Annotated in this window: 19 protein-coding genes; 7 read left to right on the top strand and 12 right to left on the bottom strand. The window is 62.8% G+C overall.

The annotated features are described in order from the left end of the window. The first annotated feature begins 381 nt into the window (after positions 1-381). On the top strand, positions 382-2,049 hold the full coding sequence (locus EYW47_RS11900) for a Na+/H+ antiporter (protein ID WP_133195034.1): 1,668 nt from the start codon (positions 382-384) through the stop codon (positions 2,047-2,049). A 312-nt stretch (positions 2,050-2,361) separates the two neighbouring features. On the opposite strand, the gene EYW47_RS11895 is transcribed toward EYW47_RS11900, so the two are convergent. Next, complete coding sequence (locus tag EYW47_RS11895) at positions 2,362-3,666, bottom strand: solute carrier family 23 protein (RefSeq protein WP_133195033.1); 1,305 nt, start codon at positions 3,664-3,666, stop codon at positions 2,362-2,364. Between the two features lie 306 nt (positions 3,667-3,972). Here EYW47_RS11895 and EYW47_RS11890 point away from each other — a divergent pair, with 306 nt between their 5' ends. After that, positions 3,973-5,094 carry an ISAs1 family transposase gene (locus tag EYW47_RS11890; RefSeq protein WP_133195128.1) on the top strand — a complete coding sequence of 374 codons (1,122 nt, stop codon included), beginning with the start codon at positions 3,973-3,975 and terminating at the stop codon, positions 5,092-5,094. Positions 5,095-5,357: 263 nt separating this feature from the next. On the opposite strand, the gene EYW47_RS11885 is transcribed toward EYW47_RS11890, so the two are convergent. From EYW47_RS11885 to EYW47_RS11870, 4 genes are all read right to left on the bottom strand, one after another. Beyond that, positions 5,358-5,996, bottom strand: coding sequence for a DUF2239 family protein (locus tag EYW47_RS11885; RefSeq protein ID WP_205710057.1), 639 nt, complete (start codon positions 5,994-5,996; stop codon positions 5,358-5,360). A gap of 128 nt (positions 5,997-6,124) precedes the next feature. Further along, a complete protein-coding gene (locus tag EYW47_RS11880; RefSeq protein ID WP_240763649.1) occupies positions 6,125-6,934 on the bottom strand; it encodes an HvfC/BufC N-terminal domain-containing protein in 810 nt (269 codons plus the stop codon). Further along, complete coding sequence (bufB, locus tag EYW47_RS11875) at positions 6,931-7,800, bottom strand: MNIO family bufferin maturase (RefSeq protein ID WP_240763648.1); 870 nt, start codon at positions 7,798-7,800, stop codon at positions 6,931-6,933. The genes EYW47_RS11880 and bufB overlap by 4 nt, the downstream gene beginning before the upstream one ends. 106 nt (positions 7,801-7,906) lie before the next feature. After that, positions 7,907-8,155, bottom strand: a complete 249-nt coding sequence (locus EYW47_RS11870; protein ID WP_133195032.1) for a BufA1 family periplasmic bufferin-type metallophore — start codon at positions 8,153-8,155, stop codon at positions 7,907-7,909. Between the two features lie 291 nt (positions 8,156-8,446). On the opposite strand from EYW47_RS11870, the gene EYW47_RS11865 reads away from it, so the two are divergent. Further along, entirely contained in the window at positions 8,447-8,755 is a 309-nt protein-coding gene (locus EYW47_RS11865) for a DUF4148 domain-containing protein (RefSeq protein ID WP_133195031.1), read from the top strand. 322 nt (positions 8,756-9,077) lie between these two features. Here EYW47_RS11865 and EYW47_RS11860 read toward each other — a convergent pair whose 3' ends face one another. The 3 genes from EYW47_RS11860 to EYW47_RS11850 all read right to left on the bottom strand — a co-directional run bounded on the left by EYW47_RS11860 (position 9,078) and on the right by EYW47_RS11850 (position 11,799). Further along, positions 9,078-9,884: a hypothetical protein gene (locus tag EYW47_RS11860; RefSeq protein ID WP_133195030.1), complete on the bottom strand. Its 807-nt coding sequence runs from the start codon at positions 9,882-9,884 to the stop codon at positions 9,078-9,080. Between the two features lie 134 nt (positions 9,885-10,018). Then, a complete protein-coding gene (locus EYW47_RS11855) occupies positions 10,019-11,140 on the bottom strand; it encodes a porin (RefSeq protein WP_133195029.1) in 1,122 nt (373 codons plus the stop codon). A 365-nt stretch (positions 11,141-11,505) separates the two neighbouring features. Further along, the gene (locus tag EYW47_RS11850) at positions 11,506-11,799 is read right to left on the bottom strand and encodes a hypothetical protein (RefSeq protein ID WP_133195028.1); all 294 of its coding nucleotides are present in this window, start codon (positions 11,797-11,799) and stop codon (positions 11,506-11,508) included. A 183-nt stretch (positions 11,800-11,982) separates the two neighbouring features. On the opposite strand from EYW47_RS11850, the gene EYW47_RS11845 reads away from it, so the two are divergent. Continuing rightward, on the top strand, positions 11,983-12,432 hold the full coding sequence (locus tag EYW47_RS11845; protein ID WP_133195027.1) for an SRPBCC family protein: 450 nt from the start codon (positions 11,983-11,985) through the stop codon (positions 12,430-12,432). 47 nt (positions 12,433-12,479) lie between these two features. On the opposite strand, the gene EYW47_RS11840 is transcribed toward EYW47_RS11845, so the two are convergent. Continuing rightward, a complete protein-coding gene (locus tag EYW47_RS11840; protein WP_133195026.1) occupies positions 12,480-12,704 on the bottom strand; it encodes a SymE family type I addiction module toxin in 225 nt (74 codons plus the stop codon). Between the two features lie 94 nt (positions 12,705-12,798). Next, positions 12,799-13,158, bottom strand: coding sequence for a helix-turn-helix domain-containing protein (locus EYW47_RS11835; protein ID WP_133195025.1), 360 nt, complete (start codon positions 13,156-13,158; stop codon positions 12,799-12,801). A gap of 1,321 nt (positions 13,159-14,479) precedes the next feature. Here EYW47_RS11835 and EYW47_RS11830 point away from each other — a divergent pair. Continuing rightward, a complete protein-coding gene (locus EYW47_RS11830) occupies positions 14,480-15,196 on the top strand; it encodes a hypothetical protein (RefSeq protein ID WP_133195024.1) in 717 nt (238 codons plus the stop codon). A 135-nt stretch (positions 15,197-15,331) separates the two neighbouring features. On the opposite strand, the gene EYW47_RS11825 is transcribed toward EYW47_RS11830, so the two are convergent. Beyond that, positions 15,332-16,495, bottom strand: a complete 1,164-nt coding sequence (locus tag EYW47_RS11825; RefSeq protein WP_133195023.1) for a hypothetical protein — start codon at positions 16,493-16,495, stop codon at positions 15,332-15,334. A gap of 203 nt (positions 16,496-16,698) precedes the next feature. Further along, positions 16,699-17,052: a helix-turn-helix domain-containing protein gene (locus EYW47_RS11820; RefSeq protein ID WP_240763647.1), complete on the bottom strand. Its 354-nt coding sequence runs from the start codon at positions 17,050-17,052 to the stop codon at positions 16,699-16,701. A 121-nt stretch (positions 17,053-17,173) separates the two neighbouring features. Between EYW47_RS11820 and EYW47_RS11815 the strand changes: the two genes are divergently transcribed. Beyond that, the gene (locus EYW47_RS11815) at positions 17,174-17,662 is read left to right on the top strand and encodes a hypothetical protein (protein ID WP_133195022.1); all 489 of its coding nucleotides are present in this window, start codon (positions 17,174-17,176) and stop codon (positions 17,660-17,662) included. Then, a complete protein-coding gene (locus EYW47_RS11810; RefSeq protein ID WP_133195021.1) occupies positions 17,643-18,299 on the top strand; it encodes a hypothetical protein in 657 nt (218 codons plus the stop codon). Before EYW47_RS11815 ends, EYW47_RS11810 begins: the two co-directional genes overlap by 20 nt. Positions 18,300-18,553 lie beyond the last annotated feature (254 nt).

Genomic DNA, 18,553 nt, shown 5'->3' with positions numbered 1-18,553 from the left:
CTCTTCGCGCAAGTTGATCGCCGCGGCTCGCGTGCCGGCGGTCCCTGCGTTGCGCCTCCGGTGGCGATCAAGCAAGGTCCGTGCGCACGCACGCCACGACCCGGCGCGCATCGAAATCCGCGCCGCCGCCCGCGCGCATGCGCGCTCAACGGGCATGCAGCACTTCGGGGCGCACCAAAACCGTGCATGACGCTCGCTCGTTCCTGCGTGACCACGCGCGCATCGCCCGGGCACGCACCGCCACTGCCGGCTTCGCGGCGTCCAGAGCCGCCCTCAAGCTAAACTGTCCGCCAGCCGCCGCCTGCCTCGCCAGGCACCTCAGCATCCGTTCGCAACGCTTCCGCATTAAAGGGACGCACGGCGTCCCCGCCTTCCCCATCGATGGAAACCCTTTTCACCGTTCTCATTCTGCTCCTGGCCGTGGCGCTTTCGGGCGTTATCGTGCGTTTGCTGCCCATCAAGCTGCCGCTGCCGCTTTTGCAGATCGGCATCGGCGCGTTGCTCACGTTTCCGCGCATCAATCCGCACGTGACGTTCGACCCCGACATCTTCATGGCGCTGTTCATTCCGCCGCTGCTGTTCGCGGACGGCTGGCGCATGCCCAAGCGCGAATTCTTCATGCAGCGCCGCTCGATCCTGATGCTCGCGCTCGGCCTCGTGCTGCTCACCGTGGTGGCCGTGGGCTATTTCGTGCACTGGCTCGTGCCGCAGATCTCGCTGCCGGTGGCCTTCGCGCTCGCCGCCGTGCTCTCGCCCACCGACGCCGTGGCGCTCTCGGCCATCGCCGGCAAGGACAAGATTCCCGCGCAGCTCATGCACATCCTCGAAGGCGAAGCGCTGATGAACGATGCGTCCGGCCTCGTCGCGCTGAAGTTCGCCGTGGCCGCCGCGCTCACGGGCTACTTCTCACTGCGCGAAGCCACGCTCAGCTTCTTCCTGATCGCGGCGGGCGGGCTTGCCGTGGGCGCGGCGATCGGCTGGCTCTTCAGCTTCGCGTCCGCGCGCTTTCTCAACGTGACGGCGGAAGGCGACCCCGCGCCCGGCGTCGTGATGACCCTGCTGATTCCGTTCGCGGCCTACCTCATCGCCGAGCATCTCGAAGTCTCGGGCGTGCTGGCCGCCGTGGCCGCGGGGATGATGATGAACTACACGAGCGTCGCGCTCACGGGCCCGGTTTCCTCGCGCGTGCGCGCGAGCAGCACGTGGTCGATGATCGAGTTCATCTTCAACGGCATGGTGTTCACGCTGCTCGGCCTGCAATTCCCCGGGATTCTCGGCAAGGCGCTGCTCGACGCGCACCACACGAGCAACGTGCAGATGCTGCGCCTGATTGGCTATATCGCGGCCGTGCTGGTGGCGCTCTACGCGATGCGCTTCGGCTGGGTGTGGCTGCTGCGCTGGTTCGCGAGCCGCAGCGCCGCGCGCCACGGCGTGGCCAACGCAGTGCCGGGCCTGCGCACCGTGGCGATCACCACGGTGGCCGGCGTGCGCGGCGCGGTCACGCTCGCGGGCGTGCTCTCGTTGCCCGTGGCGCTCAATAACGGCGCGCCGCTGCCGGGACGCGACAGCGCCATTTTCATCGCCTCGGGGGTGATCCTCGCCTCGCTACTGGTGGCGATCGTTGGGCTGCCGCTGCTGCTGCGCGGCGTGAAGCGCGGCGCGCATCCGGCGCACGCCGCCGAGGAACGTGCAGCGCGCGCGCAAGCCGCGCAGGCCGCGATCCGCGCCGTGGATGCGCTGCACGAAAAAGCGACCGAGGATATGAACGAACAGCAGGCCGCCTACGCCGCCGATGTCACGGCACGCGTGATGGACACCTACCGGAGGCGTCTCGCGACAGTTGACGCCGACCGCGACCGCGCCAGGCACGCGCGCGAGGCGGAGGCGCTCGAAATGCAGATGCGGCTTGCCGCGATGCGCGCCGAACGCGCGGCGCTGCTCGACCTGCGCAACCGGCAGACGATCAACGACGAGACTCTGGTGAAGCTGATGCGCGAAGTGGATCTCTCGGAAACCGCGATGACTACGCGCGGGCGCAATCGGGGATAGGCGCGCGAGCACGCCGCGATGCGCGCGGCGCGGTCGGCGTGGTCGGCGTGTCGGCGTGTCGGCGTGTCGGCGTGTCGGCGTGTCGGCGTGTCGGCGTGTCGGCGCGGCGAGATCATAAAGAAGCCCACATAGACGCGCGCAAAGACGCTCGCGAAGAAACGCCCGTAAAAACGCACGAAGCCGCGCGCGCAAAAACAAACGCGACGCCCTTTCGAAAAAGGCGTCGCGTTTTTCATGCGCGCGAGCTCACGCGCGTTTGGGCGCGGCGCTCAGCGCGCCTTTGGCGCTCGAAGGCGCCGCCTTCAACCGACCTTAAACCACCGCTCCCTGCGCCGGCTTCTTGCGCAGCAGCGCGTAGAGGATGATCGCGCCGAAAGTCGCGGTGCCGATGCCGCCGAGCCCAAAATTGCCGAGCTTGAGCGAGAAGTCGCCCGCGCCGAGCACGAGCGTGACGGCGGCCACGATCAGGTTGCGGTTATCCGAGAAGTCGACCTTGTTCACGACCCAGATGCGCGCGCCCGTCACGGCAATGAGACCGAACACGACGATGGACACACCGCCGAGCACCGGCCCCGGAATCGTCTGGATCACTGCACCGAACTTCGGCGAGAAGCCGAGCACGAGCGCGATGATCGCGGCGATCGCGAACACGAGCGTCGAGTAGATCCGCGTGACAGCCATCACGCCGATGTTCTCTCCGTAGGTCGTCACGCCCGTGCCGCCGAGGAAGCCCGAGACGATGGTGGCCAGGCCGTCGCCGATGAACGCGCGGCCGATGTAGCGGTCGAGGTTCTGGCCCGTCATCGCGGAGACGGCCTTGATATGGCCGAGGTTTTCCGCCACGAGGATCACGGCGATGGGCACGAGCATCGTCATCGCGTGCGGATCGAACACGGGCGCGGTGAACTTGGGCAGGCCGAACCAGGCGGCGTTCGCGACGATCGCAAAGTCGATCGGCTTGCCGAGGCCCATGCCGTTGGTCACGATCGCATAGATCACGTAGGCAATCACGAGGCCCACGAGAATCAGCAGGCGCTGCAGCATGCCGCGCGTGAAGACGGCCACGCCGCCCACGCAGAGGATGGTGACGAGCGCCATCGACGCATCGAACTCCGAGGCGCTCACGCCCTTCACGGCGGTGGGGGCGAGATTCAGGCCGATCACGGCGACGATCGCGCCGGTCACGACGGGCGGCATGAGCGTCTCGATCCAGTTCGTGCCGATGACCGAAACGAGCACGCCGATCAGCGCGTAGGCCACGCCGCACGCGATGATGCCGCCGAGCGCGACCGGGATATTGGTGTTCGGCCCGTGGCCGCCGTAGCCCGTGACCGCGATCACGAGGCCGATGAACGCGAAGCTCGAGCCGAGATAGCTCGGCACGCGCCCGCCCACGAGGACGAAGAACAGCAGCGTGCCGATACCGGACATGAAAATGCACAGGTTCGGATCGAAGCCCATGAGCAGCGGCGCGAGGACCGTCGAGCCGAACATGGCGACGACGTGCTGCACGCCCATTGCGAACATCTGCGGCCAGGGCAGGCGCTCGTCGGGCGCGACGACGTTCTGCGCGCCGCTCGCTTGCACGCGCCAGCGGGGAAACCAGGAATCGGACATAGGGGGCTCCTCTTGTGCCATTGTTGACCGTGATGCACCGGTGACTGCATCGGCTGCCGGCGTGGTCTGGTTTTGTCTTTTGTGGGGGAGAAATCACGCGCGAGTGTACGGAGCCGCAAACGACGTGGCAAGGCGGACGTGCGCGCCTGTGTGCCGGACGAAACAGCGCGCCGCGCGTGCGGGGCGCATGCCGGCCATGGCACGCAAAGCCCAGGGCAATCGCATGAAATGTAAAAGGGTATGACACAAAGTTTGCAAACCCGCCGCATGACGCGTTTACTCGGGTTTTTCCCCGGAAACGACGTCATGCATGAAGTGCTGAGCATCGAGGAAGCCTTTGGCGATTTGCGCGATCCACGCAGCCGCACACCCGCGCACCACCTGCAGGAAATGCTGTTGGTGGCGTTGTGCGCGATTCTCTCAGGCGCCGATAGCTGGGTCGCCATCCAGCTGTGGGCCGAAGCGAAACTCGACTGGCTGCGCCGCTATGTGCCACTGGCCAGCGGCGTGCCTTCTCACGACACGTTTGGGCGCGTGTTTGCCGCACTCGATGCCCGAGAATTCGAGGCCTGCTTCATGCGCTGGGTGGCCCCGCTGTGCCCGGCGCTGCACGATCAGGTGGTGGCCATCGACGGCAAGACAGTACGCGGCTCGCATCATGACGGCGCGCGGGCGATCCACCTGGTATCGGCATATGGCTGCGGCCTGGGCGTGGTGCTGGGACAGCAGCGCACGGCCGGTCACAGCAACGAAATCACGGCCATTCCCGCACTGCTTGATGCGCTGCTGCTCAAGGGCGCCATCGTCACGATCGACGCGATGGGCTGCCAGACGCAGATCGCACAGAGAATTGTCGACGCACAGGCCGACTACGTACTGGCCGTCAAGGACAATCAGCGTGCGCTGGGCGCACTGGTACGTGGCGTCTTCGCGGCACTGGAGCGCTGGCCGCAACTGCATGCAGGCACGTTCGACGAGTACCGGGAGTGTGACAAGGACCACGGGCGCATCGAGACGCGCCGCTGTGTGGTGCAGGACATCAGCCGCGCGTGGCCGGGCAAGGTCACCGGCCGCTGGCCGGGGCTGCGCACAGTGGTGATGATCGAGGCCACACGTGAATGCGGTGCGAGCGTGTCGACCCAGCGGCGCTACTACATCAGCAGCCTGCCAGCCCGGGCGGCACGCGTGGCTCATGCAGTACGTTCGCACTGGCACATTGAGAACAGCCTGCACTGGGTGCTCGATGTGGCCTTCGGCGAAGATCAATGCCGCGTACGGGTTGAAAACGCGGCGCAGAACTTTGCAATCCTGCGCCGCATGGCGCTGAATCTGCTCAAACGCGACTCGACCACAAAGGCCGGACTGAAGAATCGAAGGCTCAAAGCCAGCGCCAGCGATCCGTACCGCGAAAAGATCCTTGGCCTTTGAGCTTCATGCGATTGCCCTGACGCAAAGCCCCGCCGGACGGGAGTTTCGGACTTCTCCTATAGCGACGGAGAGACCCTGCACTTAGACTGAACTTACTGCGTGACCCCATGACAGTTCATGCAGAGGTTGTAAATGTAAACTCTCCGACTTCCCGCTCATGCCCCTGTGGCTTGAGCGGCTTTTTTTTGCCCGGGTATTTTTCTACGTTGTTTTTCCTGGAACCGGCGCGACTCATAGTGACGCCGCGCCGGCAGGCTGCGGCCTCAAGCGAACGCGCCTTGCGCCAACTCCCGCACATAGTCGCGCACGTCCTCAGGCCAGTCCACGCTCCACGCCTCGAAGCGCGCGCGCTCGCCCGCATACAGCGCGCGCAGCGCTTCCTCATAGCCCGGCAGGTTGCCCGCCATCGCGGTCATGAAACGATGCACCGCTTCACGCGACGCCCGCACACGGTCCTTCGACTCGCTCGCATGACGCGCGCTATCCACGAGCCGGCGCAGCACCACCGATGCGCCGCCGGGCTGCTCCGCCAGCCAGTCCCAATGCCGCGGCAGCAGCGTGACCTCGCGCGCCACCACACCGAGCCTGGGCCGGCCGCGGCCGCGCGGAGCATCTGCGCCGGGCTCATCCGGCTGTACCTGTGCGCTGTCTTCGGTCTGGGATTGCCATGCCGCGTCGGCGGCAAGGCGCGCGGCCACATCTGCGGGCCTGCCGCGCAGATCGAATTCCACCGGCCTCGCGTCGCGGTCGTCGAACACCAGTACCGATGCACTCTCGCCGCCCTCCAGTGCCGCCTTCACCGCCAGCGCCACGTCGAGCGGCGCGCCGCGCGCGATCAGCCGCGTGCCGGCAAAAGCCGTAACGCCCGCGCCTTGCGGCATGAGCTCATTCGTCGATGTCATGTCTTGCTCCTGTGTCGATTCACGGAGCGAATACTACCCGGGTAAATTACAGGACGCAATATCACCCGGGTAATATTTGATTGCGCTCAAGTTGCTGTCTCAATGGGTGTGAGCGGCGCGTGAACGTTTCAGTCCTCACGCAAGCCGACAATCGCGCCCGCCTCGATCCACGTGCGCCATTGGCTCCCGAAGTCGAACGCCTCGTCGATGGCGAACGCGCATTCGAGCGCGTCATCGAGCGTCGCGCCGCGCTGGAGCGCCACGAACGCCTCGTGCGCGGCATGTGTGTGCGCCAGCGCAGCGGGACGCCAGCGCGGACGCACGACGAGCGTCCAACCCGGCGTATCGATGTGTTCGGGCCATGCGTTGCGGCTTGTGTCGTCGAGGCTTTGATCGTCGTACTGATGCGCGCGCCAGATCGCGAGCGCCGCGTAGCGCGAGGCGAGCGCGGCACACGCCGGATGCACGGCGAGCCGCGCCGACATGAGACGCTCCGCGCCGATTGCCTGCCACTGCGCCGCGCCAAGCGGCTCGGCATTGGCAGCGAAAGCGGCCACGTGCAACGCCCATTCGAGACGCGCGACATCGCCGAAACACGCATAGCGCGCATCGGTCTCATAGCGCTCGATGAAGGCCGGCAAGGCCGCGCCGAAGCGATTCAGATCGGCGTCGCGTGAAGGATGCGCGCTCGCATAGTCGCGCGAGAGCGCATCGAAGTAAGCATCGCCGACGAGCGCCGCGAGCACCGGATATGCGCTCGCAAGCGCAGCGCGCCGTGTCGAGCGCACGTTGCCGCGATAGAGGCCAAGACGCTCCTGCAAGGCAGCGTTTGGGGCGGCGGGCCGAAGGTGGGCGACGAGCGCGGCATCAGCGGCCGGATCGTCGAGCGCTGCTGCAAAGGCCATCTGCAGCGACGTCAGCGTTTCACTCGCGCTCATGTGTGCACCTGCACACTCGCAAGCGGATCGTGCGCGATGCGTGTCATGCGCTCGCGGGCGAGCCTCGCTTCGTCGAGAAGCACATCGAGCGGCGGCACGGCGGTGTCCCATTCGATCAGCGTGGGCACCGGGCCGAAACGGCGCAGCGCGGCCTCGTAGAGCGCCCAGACTTCAGGCGCGACGCGCGAGCCGTGATCGTCGATCACCGCCGCCGTCGTCACGCGATGCCCCGCGAGATGCAGCTCGCCCACCGCCTCGCGCGGCAACGCGGCCATTGCCTCTAGCGCGTCCTCACCGTGATTGCATTGGTTCACGTACAGATTGTTCACGTCGAGCAGCACGCCACAGCCCGTGCGGCGCGCAAGCTCCGCGAGGAAGGCCGTTTCGCAGTAGGTATCGTCGCGAAAGCGCACGTACGTGGAGACGTTTTCGATCAGCACGCGCTGGCGCAGCGTGTTCTGCATCTGCGCGACGCGCTCGCATAAATGATCGAGCGACGCCTGCGTGAGCGGCATCGGCAAGAGATCGTGAAGTGCGGCGTGAGGCGTCGCTCCCCAGCACAGATGCTCGGAGACGAGCGCGGGTTCGATGCGCTCCACGAGCCGCTTCAGACGCGCGAGATGCGCCTCGTCGAGCGGTGCCGCCGAGCCGAGCCCGAGGCCTACGCCGTGCAGACTCACCGGCAGATCGCGGCGCACCGTTTCGAGCACGTGCAGGTCGTAGCCGCCATCGCCGAAATAGTTTTCGCTATGGACTTCGACCCAGCCGACCGACGGTGGCGCCTGCATGAACGCGCCATAGTGCGCGTGACGCAGACCGATGCCAACGCCTTGTGCCGGAATGGTGCGCGATGGGGTTTGCATCATCGTGTGGACGTCGCGAGCATGCCAGCGGCAGCGGTCGTGTTGAGGCTCGCATCGAGCCGTGCTGCGCCACGCGTTTCGCTGCTCATTGCGCCGCTCTTGCCGTGGCTTACTTTTCCGGCGTGCCGCCGAGCTTTTCGCAGGTTCCCTTCGGCATGGCCTTGAAGTCGCCCTTGTCGCCGTCGACCTTGGCCTCGCCGGCGCAGTCGTGCACGCCGGTCTTGCTCGCGCAATCGTTGTGACCAGCCTTGGCGACGCCATAGCAGTTCACGGTGTCGTCGGCGTGCGCGATGCCTGCCGTCGCAAGCCCCGCCAGCGCGGCGGCAATCACGGCCTGACGGCCGAGCGCGTTTTTCATGGGATATCTCCTCGATGGTTGGCGGGATTGCATAAGTCGTGAGAACCGCGCCGCGCGCGGTCTCATGCGCACTATTTTGCCTCACCGCTGGGCACGCGACGCACGCGCGTGAGCGCGTGCATCCAACAATTCGATCCCGTATCCAATCCAGCCGCAATTGTCTTCATTTTGGTAATGATGTTTGCCGCATCCCGATATTTATCTTCGAAGTGCGCTGCAATAAAGTTGCATCAACGAATCGAACAACCCGATTGTTACGGTTCAAATGATAAATTTTGGAGGTTAGTGACCATGAAGACTCTGATTGCTGCAGCGCTTGCCGCTACCGTTCTTGCCGCCCCGGCCCTGTCGTTCGCTCAAGAAAGCCAGCCGGTGACCCGCGCCCAGGTGCGCGCAGAACTCGTGCAACTCGAAAAGGCCGGCTATCACCCGGGCGTCTCGAGCCCGTACTACCCGGAAGACCTGCAAGCCGCGCAAGCGAAGGTCGCGCAACAAAACGCAACGGCTGAAGCCACGGCCTACGGCGCCTCGACGAACGGCTCGACGCAAGCCGGCAGCCGCGTGACGACGAACGCCAAGTCGGTTTACTTCGGCCAGTAATCGCAGTCGAAGGCAGCGCCCCGCACGGCGGCGCGCTGTATGAAGGACACCAGACGGGCCCGCTCTCGATGGAACTCGAGAGCGGGCCCGTCAGTCTTTGTGCTAACACGTTAGTTAACCTCGCGTTGCGCGGGGCACGCCCACAGGAAACCTCCGCCGCCGGTGATCCGGCGGCTTGCCCGGACACATGTTGTCCGGGCCTTTTTCCCCTTTTCCCCTTTTTCCTGGCTTTGGGGTGGCATTGATCGCCGTAACGGTTCGCGCCGCATGGCACCGGCGCGCGAGCCCGCCCTTCCCCCCTCTTCTTCTGCCGACCCGCCGATTACTCCGTGGAAACGGTATCGGCGCGCACGCCGCTTTGCGCGGGATCCGCGCGCTTGAGCCGTGCGAGGCGCGCACTCGTCGCCTGAACCAGCATGGCGAGCGCCGCCGCTTCGACGAACGCCAGCGTCGACGCCTGATGTTCGAGCGTGAGCGACAGCACAAGACAGAACGCCGCGAACCCGAATCGCCCGAGCACCATCCCACGCAGCAACGCGATGACGAACGCCGCGCCGTGCGCTCGATGCGACGACACCGCCAGCACGCTGCTGAGCAGCGGAAACACCGCGAACAACCCGCTCCACACGGGGCCGAGGCGCGTGGACATCGCCGTGACGGCCAGCGTGAGCGCCGCGCCCGCAACCATGCGCCCGGCGAGATCGGTGCGCGTAAGCGGCGCGCCGGCGGCGACCACGGTGCTGCGCGGCAGGAAGGTCTGGCCGAAGAGCGTCGCGGCCAGCGCCACGCCGAGCGCCCACGGCCACGACACCGGCAGGTGCGACAGCACGCACGCGGCGGCGAACCACGCAGCAAGCCCCACCGCGAGCGCGAGCCACCAGGGCCGCGCGCGGCACGTCCAGGCGTAGGCGAAATTGAACGACTCGGAAGCGAGGATCGCGTAAAGCGAGAGCGTGGCGGCGCGCGCGCCGAACGCATCGCCGTGCTGCATCACGAGCAGCCAGAGAATGGGGCCCGCGATCACGGGCAACCCGGCGAGCCAGCCCGCGACCTTCGGCCCCCAGTGCCTGCCGGCCATCGACACGAACAGCAGGAAGAGCGGGACGAGCGTGAGCTTGAGCGCGAGCATCGGGGCTGAAGACGAAGATGAAAGACGAACGGGCGATGGTAGCAGCGCATTCGCGGATGCGCTGGCCGGTTTTCTGATTGCCCGAATCTGCGTTGGCCGCCTCCGGATGGCGGCGCGTGCCCGAACGCGGATGCCTAGAAGCGGTGGCGGATACCCGTGGCGACCACGAGCTGGTTGCGCCCGCTCGCGGGATCGAACGCGTTGATGACCGCGGGTGCGCCCGCGCTCGCGCGCTGGTAGACCGTTTCGGCGTAGACGTCGGTGCGCTTCGAAACCTGATAGACCGCCTGCACCCCGCCCTCGTGCCAATGCGCCGCCGATGCCTTCGTGTAGACGTACATGCCCGCGAGCGACACTGCCTGCGTGACCTGCCAGACCGCGTTGAGCTCGTAGTTGCTGAAGGCGACGGACGGCAGGCCCGCGCCGCTATCCGCATCGACGACGCCGGTCTGGATCGCGCGCGACCACGCGGCGCCGAGCGTCACGTCGCCGATGATGTAGTTCGCGCCCACGCCGATAGTGTCCTGCTTCCCGACGAACGTATCGATGACCGAGCCCGCTGCGTCTCCCGAGCCCGGCAGCGCGAACGGTTCGTACGCGCCCGTGCCGTTCGCGCCGCGGCCATTGTTGTGCAGCCACGCGACGCCCGCGCTGAAGGCACCGCCCGAGTAGTTCGCGCCGAGGCTGTAGGCGCGGTTGTCGGCGAAGCGGCCCGCGCCGTTCGAGAACGCGTACATACCGCCGAAGGTGAAGCCGCCGAACTTCGGGCTCTCGTACTTCACGGAGTTTGCGGCGAGATACGTGTTGTTGGCGTTGTCGTTGTCGAAGGGATGCGCGAACGCGGTGCCGCCTGCGTTGCCCGTGAGCGTGAGCGGCGCGAAATAGTCGTGGACCGAGTCGTACTGGCGGCCGAGCGTGAGCGTGCCAAACGACTCCGATTCGAGGCCGACGTAGTACGGGTGATCGTTGCGCTCCTCGCCGTTGGCGGGCGCGAAGCCGCGCTCGAGACGGAACAACGCCTTCGTGCCGCCGCCGAGATCCTCGCTGCCTTGCAGGCCCCAGAAGCTGCCGTCGATGAGGCCCGAGGTGAGCTGGTATTGCGCGTGGCCGCCGACGTTGTTTGCGTAGGCGAGGCCGGCGTCGATCTCGCCGTAGAGCGTGACGGTGGACTGGGCTTGGGCGGATGCGGTCAGGCAGGCGAACGTGGCGGCGCAGGCAGCGGCAAGCGCGGCCTTCTGGTGCGAAGGGCGGGTCATGAGAGGGTTGAACGGTGAGTTGTTGTGGCGGCGGCGGGATGGTGCTGCGGCGCTTTTTGGGCGCGCGCACGGCCCGGGTGCCTTGCAGAATGGTGAAATATTAGTAAGGAATGTAGGCAATATGCAATGTTTGACTTGCTGATGGGCGGGTTTTTTGGGAAAGCGATGGGGATGCGCAACGGCGGGGTTGATGCAGCGGGGAGCTTGTGTTGCGGGGTTTGCGGTGGTGCGGTGGGTGCGGTGGTACGGTGGTACGGTGGTGCGGGAGTTTGAAGCGCGCGAGTTGACTCAGGGCGCAGCGGGGATGCTGCGCCGCTTTTTTGTCGGCGTCGTGGATGGGGTGCTGTTAGTTGCGGTTTGGGTGGCTAGTAGCCGTGGGTCACTAGCGAAAGTACCGACAGGTCGGGATGCGTGCCCTCGATGATGCTCCGCCCCACATGCGTCGCCTCTTCAACCGCCTCCTGCTCGCTGCGGAAGGTCTCGTCGCCGTCCGCGTGATACGCGACCGAATGGCCCGGAAGCGCCGCGTTCGCGCCTGGGTGGCAGATGTAGGCGGTGTAGGTGTAGCGCTTGCCGCCTTCCTCTACCGGCATGGCGCTGATGTGGATCTCGAAGCCTTCGTAGTCGACTTTTTGAGTCTCGAGCTGGGCGGCGGGCATGGTGGCCTCCGAGGGGCGATGGTCGGGCGGGTGGCCCGGGGCATAGGGGAAGTTTAGGCTACCCGGATGCGTTGGTTTGCTGCGGTGCGGGGGCGGGTGTGGGGTGGTCTGTTTGGCTGTTGACTAGAATCTTGGATGCTTGGTTGCTCTACTGCCCTGCGCCTTTGCGCCTGGAGGATTGATATGCCTACAAGTACCGTTCGAATTCATCGGGTTTTCATCGCGCCACCTGAGAGGGTTTATCGCGCGTTTCTTGATGCTGCTGCGCTAGCGAAATGGCTGCCGCCGAATGGGTTTACGGGGACCGTGCATCAGATCGATGCGGTTGTTGGTGGGAAGTATCGGATGTCGTTTACGAATTTCACTAACGGAGCTAGTCACTCGTTTGGCGGGGAGTATCTGGAGCTCGTGGCTAATGAGCGGATTCGGTATACGGGGGTGTTTGAGGATCCGAATCTGCCCGGGGTTATGGAGACTACGGTTTCGCTGCGCGCTGTCTTCTGCGGGACTGAGGTGAATGTCGTGCAGGAAGGGATTCCGGAAGTTATTCCGGTTGAGGCCTGTTATCTTGGGTGGCAGGAGTCGGTGGCTTTGCTTAAGACGCTCGTGGAGGCGGAGATTCGGGAGCCTTAGAAAGACAAGCCCCGGCGGTTGGCCGGGGGTGTTGTTTGTCGTTCTACTCAGTCTCGCGTGATAACAAGTCTGCCGTGCTGCACTTCGACTTTTACTCGCTGGCCTGCTTCGAAGCCTGCGAGTTCTAGCCATCGGCCGGCGAGTTTGATCCGGGGGTACAGCGACGGTTCGGTGCGGGTTCGCGCGTTGATGCGACGATAGCGCCACGACTGCTGGATGGTTACGTGACGCACGAGATGTGCGTGCAATGCATTAAGATTGGCGTCAGCCATGGTCAACTCCTGAGGTGAGTTGGTTGTGGTTAGCGGGCTGAGAGTGCTGGTAACACTCTCAGCCCGCGTTTCGTTTAAGGGCTTGAAACTCCTTCTACTGCCGCGCTTCTGCGAGCACGGTATCTTGCCCTTGTGAAACGAACTGCTGTTTGGTCTTGGGTAGCTGCTCGATAGCGGCGACCTGCTGCTGTAGCCGCGACATTGGGATACGTTTGCCGCCCAACCGAACTACGGGCTTGCCCATCAGCCCGTCGAACGAGAGTGTCAACAGGCCCGCGAGTTCAGGCAGCATGGACGCAGGAATGCGTGAACGTCCAACTTCGTAGTGAGCCAGCGTTTGTTGTGCAATGCCGATCCGAAAGGCTAGTTGCTGTTGAGTCATGCCGTGCGCTCTACGCGCGTTGGCAACACATTCGCCAAGCATTCTGAAAAACTGTTCGTTGTCCGCATTCATGGACGCGTGCAGAGCAAGTAGTCTACGCTAACGATAGCACGCTGCGCCGAGTGAATCGTTGATTTTACTAAATTTAGGAATTCGACATTTTCGGATTCCAAACAGAATATTATCCGCCTATTTTCGGCAAGACATTCACCATACACGGTCCAATCTCGCTGCGGTCAATTTACCGCCTTTCGTGGATAACGGTTACTAATTCGGCCGGGATATCAGCCTAGAAGACGAAGGGCCGAAAAGTGCGAGCCTCAGGGTGCGTACTCCAATTCGCAGACGAGAAATTTGCAAACATATCTGCGACCACGTCAGCTGTGCGGATGGCTCTTGAACTGTTGCGAAAACACCGAAACAATGGCGCTGATTTTTTCTTCGCGACTTTTCAGCGTGCCCCATCACATGCCCCAAAGTCGGTGCGGCTGCAAATCCAGACCAAAGGTCCGACCGCAGAAACTGCAACACGACTGTCACGGTTACCGGCGCCTCACATATTATCGCCAATTTTCCTCGGTTTCACTGCCCGTTCCTGATTGGTAGCAGGTCACACTTTCGCGCCCTCTACAGTGCGTAATGCTAGTACGCCATCCTCCGCTATATCGACCCGTTCCAAGGCGGCTGGTGCACCCAGTGCACTGCAACGCTCCGGTCCAGCCAGTCGTTCGAGCCTCCCTGTTGCACGGCTGCCGTTATCTGCCCTGCGGACCGGCGCGCGCGTCCGTATGGGCTAGATGCGCCGGCCGTGCTCGATGACAATGACGGCCGCCTGCCGGCTTTGACGCACGTGTGCAGCTTCGCCCCGGCGATACCTCATCGCCACGCCGTAACCGCCCGAGCCGACCACACGGATAAGGTTGTCGATGAGTCAACCGTCGGCAGGCATCTCCCGGTGGGTCAGGATGTGAACGCGCGACGCCCGTCTCAATCATTGCGAGCGGCGCGCAGTCGTAGTAGAGGTGCTGGTCGTCGCGCAGCATCGCGCGAACACCGTTGGAATCTATAGGAACGTCAACCGAACAGTTCTTCAATCAGTCCATCTATCTTTCGGCCGTCGATTCCGTCTCTTTCGTCGTCATGTGTTACGACCAGCGTCGCCCTGTCACCCCCAACTGACTTGGGTGATGAGTCAGAGAGCACATTATTTCCGTCAAACGGCGTGGCTGTGTCAGATATTGGGCCTCAAGTTTCCGACCAGCCTGCCGTTATTTTGCAATGCGGTGCAGGCAGTCGATTGATGTCGACATTCCTTGGGCTCCCCGCGTAGACAAGTATTCCGTTTCACAGCCGGAATGCAGGCAGAAGCACCCGCATATCCGACACATCCAAAATGTTCAATTTCGAATCTCGGCGCGCGGTCTGCTTTCATGAGGCAGGCCACGCGGTCGTTCATGCACTGGGCGGGGCCCAAATTTATGGTCTCGCGGTCGCGCCCGAGGGCAGCGAATTGTGGTCCTACGAGGGCAGAAAAGGTCGCGCTATCATCGACCTATGGGGTGCCTGCGAACCATCCGACGCCGCATTTATCTCGATGCATCTAACCTGGGACGACGAACGGCTTCGTTACCTAGCTGATAAGGCCGGGTTTCGCGAATTTGTTACCCAATTGGCTGAGGCACCTGGAGCAGAAGCCGCTCGCGCCAAGCTGTCCATGCCTGAATTCAAACGCCGACTGCGTGCCGACTACACACGTGCGGTACGCTTGCAAATTTGCGGCCTCCTGGCTGGTCCCATTGCAGAGTCTATCTACGACGGCAGAGAATTCGACCTTTGGGGCGGGGACGGATGGGAGGACCCCGAGGCCGATATGGCGAAGGCGGATGGTCTCGCGCGACTACTGCACTATCGCGGCGAACTGGAGTACGCGTGCATGGTTACAACTGTGGTACTGCGCGCTCCAGAAATTTGGGCCCGAGTTATCGCGCTCGCAAATGAACTGGAACGCGTTGGCTATATGGACGACGCCGTTGCCGACTTTCTGCCGCCACGCCTCCCCGACTGGCCGCCGCCTTTCGCGCGCAAGCTGCAAGCAACATCACCCGCCTAGATTGGCAGCGTGGTTTGCGACGGTAGTAGCATCAGTGGTCGTACCGTCGATACGCGCCCTGAGGCGAGCTTTCCGAAGTGTTAGAGAAGTGAATCCTGCCGTCTTCGTTGAGCGACCGCTGGGATAGCCCACGGACTAATACGGCTCGCCGTATTGGGCGGGAGCATTGTCGACATCGTCCCAGCGACATTTGACAGTGGGGTCCAGCCAATCTGCCGCGCGCCTTATCCACGCCCCGTCTATGACGTCGTCGGGAGACCTGAGTTGCCTTGACTCGAACTCGACGGCCAAGGCGCGCAGGCGGTTCGCTCTCTCAAGTTCAGATGCCCATTCCTCGGCGCGTTTCAAATGGCCAAGCGCGACTCGGCGAATCTCGCCGCGTCTGAACCGCTCGACCTCCTCAGCCGCGGCGATGACTCGTTGTTCGGCGAGCATCTCCGTATTCACGGATTCGCGGATGACGAGATGTCGAAGCCGGCTGACGAATCCCGGGGTTTTCGTCTCGACTGGAAGGCTTCGGGTGTCCACGATGTTCGCCATAGCGTAGCTGTTCCCGAGCTTGAATGCCGCTATTTCGAGCTCGTTCGTCGGATGAGAGATGTAGTTCTGGCTGTGCCGGCTAAATCCGAGACGTTTGTTTTCAGCTTGCTGTTCTTTCGTCAGCGGTATGCTCTCTTGTCGACTACGTTCCTTTACACGGAACGTTAGCTTGACGTCCAGTATGGTCGTGTACGCCGGGGAGCTCTCCTTGCCTCTCGAGGAAACTGTATAACCCGCAGCCAACAGCGTTTCGAGTAGTTGATTGAGCACAACTAGAGCCCGCAGGGAGTTTTGCTGTGACACCGAGACGCGCATCAGCCCAGCCCCTTCACAATATAGCCAGGTTTGCGACTCTCGCTGTTTGCCATCGAGCTTCTTTGCCATGCGCTTTATGAACGGCAGGCACTCGTCAATGGACCCGCGCAAAGTGACCACCGGTATTTTGGGTGCGCAGGCGGCGTCTTCGTCAATCTTGACCTGGGTGCGCCTTGCGAGCTCGTCATCCCTCGGGTCCTTGAGTACAGCGCGCCGGTAAGTAGTCGCCCCCTTGCTTGGCGCTAGGGGCGGCCTTTTGACAGCCCTACCCGCAGAAACCTTCGCCCAGTAGCCCAGAGGCGGAACTGGTATGTCCAAGTTGATGCAAATCTTGCGGAGCCCGACATCAGAGATGTCGTACTTCTTCGCCACCTTGCTGACCGGCTCCGACCACACTTCCTCGTAAAGCTTTTCGCGCTCGAAAACTTGATGTTCGTATGGCATGTCAGTCGCTCAATGATTTCAACGAACGTGTGCCTGCGCGTCAGCTAGCAGTCCAGCCCGGCTATCCAGCGTCGGCCGCTAAGCAAGACACCCATGGGCTTTCCGCGCGGACATTGTGATTCACTCGGGCCATCGAGTGCAAGCGGCGGCCGCGCCTTTACGGTGCGGCCAGCGAAGTTATACAAACCGGGAACCGGTTCAGATTATTGAGACCGTTTGCGTGGCGTGTTCCGTGCACTGAGCTTAATTTGCGCAAGCCGTGCAATAGCCACTTCAAGGTCGTTGGAGAACGAGCTCAGGGTCACGCCAAGTGCGAGGCACCATTCCCTCAGCTCAATAATGTCGAGGCGCCGCTCTCCGCGCTCACATTTACCGACAGTGGACTGAGTCAGGCCCAACTTCGTCGCCAGCTCGACTTGCGATAGTCCAGCCGACTCTCTTGCTTTCCGGAGCGCGTCGACCATGAGACCGTACTGCTCTGTATAGATTGATTTTTCCACAGGATGACCAAGCTGTAAGCACTTGGCCAGCTTGCAGCGCAGCTTGAAATAGTCCAAAATCGACTATTCCGCAATCTATGTGAACACGAGGCAAGCGAGCTGTCTGTGAACGTCGGGCCGGTGTTCGGGCAAGTCGTGGATGGCCGTGACCCGCGCACAGCGCAGCAATGGAAAGCCTATGGGACAAGTCAATACAGGTTTGAAGGCTCTTATGGGCAGTTACGACAGCAACGTGGCATCTGTCGTCCAGGCCAATCCTCAAGCGCCCATGCGGTCGGTGACCGACGGTGCGCCCGACATCGACGGATTGACCACTCTGGAACTGCTCTACCAGCTTTGCAAGAGTGAAGGGACTGAGGTGGTAGGCAATCCCGAGCGGGCGTTTGCGGTTTATGACGCGAGCCAAGGGATTCTCAACGTGTACTCAAAAAACACAGAATTCGTACACATGGTTTCCCATGAAACCAGAACAATGCTTGCCGCCCTCGAATGCGCTCAAACCAGCGGTGCCAGCTTCATGGTATGCGACGAAGAAGTGATTTGCGTGCTCAAGAATGTGACAGCTAGCGGCAAGACGTATGGGGACGCAGCGCTTCGCGCATTAGCTAAGTATCAACTTGCGACGAGGCCAAAGCACGGAGATGAAAATGCCACTACATCCGCATGATATGAAGGACAATCCGTCGCTTCACAACGCACGATTGCAGCATCTCATCAATGCCGCCGTCGTTGCGGCAATCCTGTTCGACCCAACAGGTGCTATAGCACTTCTCGACATTCCTGATGCAGAACTTGGGCGGCGCTTCAAAACACGCCTCATGCAAGCCATCGGTGTAGCTACAGCGTTGAACCTGGACCTAAGCTCGCTTCGTGAAGAAGACGAGAAACAAGGCAATCGCACCAGACGACGGGCGTCGGAACTCGGGGGTTTGACTGATTTCTCTGCGGCAAACGTGGAACGGTACTCCCTCGTACTTCAAGGGAAGTTACTGTGCGCGGAAGATTTCTGCCAGGCACTAGGCATCACAGAAAAGAGACTGAGCAAGGACGTCGCTTCAGGCCGAATCTTCAGCGTTGAATTTGAGGCCGAGCCATACTACCCAGCGTTCTTTCTCTCAAACCTGTTCGACCGCAAGGACTTTGCGAAGGTCGTGCGGAGGTTGGCTGACTCACCCGGCTGGACTAAGTGGAAGTTCTTCATGACGCCGACAGAGTCGCTTGGCGGTCTCACGCCGCTCCGGCTCCTCATGCGTGAGGAACTAGAGCGGGCACTGAAGGCAGCCGCAGATTTCGCGGAGCGGTAGGCGAAGCACTTCCTAGTGGCACGGAACTACGCTCTCACATCTCCTGAAGCCATGAAAGAGATTTGGACCTTCGTCCTGAATAATCCGGCGCTGCTGTAACTCCCTGTGCCGACCTCCGACTGGGTAACCAGCTACACGGCACATTACAGCGCGACGAAGGGCCCTCAACCATGTCACCCACCCCATCCGCAGGTACACCCTTGCACGCCCCCCTAGCTGCAGACCGGTACTCGCTAGGCAGTCTCATACGCACT

It is taken from the genome of Paraburkholderia silviterrae (genome assembly GCF_004353915.1).
GTDB classification, from domain to species: domain Bacteria; phylum Pseudomonadota; class Gammaproteobacteria; order Burkholderiales; family Burkholderiaceae; genus Paraburkholderia; species Paraburkholderia silviterrae.
Note: the sequence above shows the minus strand (reverse complement) of the source record. Positions and strands in the feature narration are given on the sequence as shown.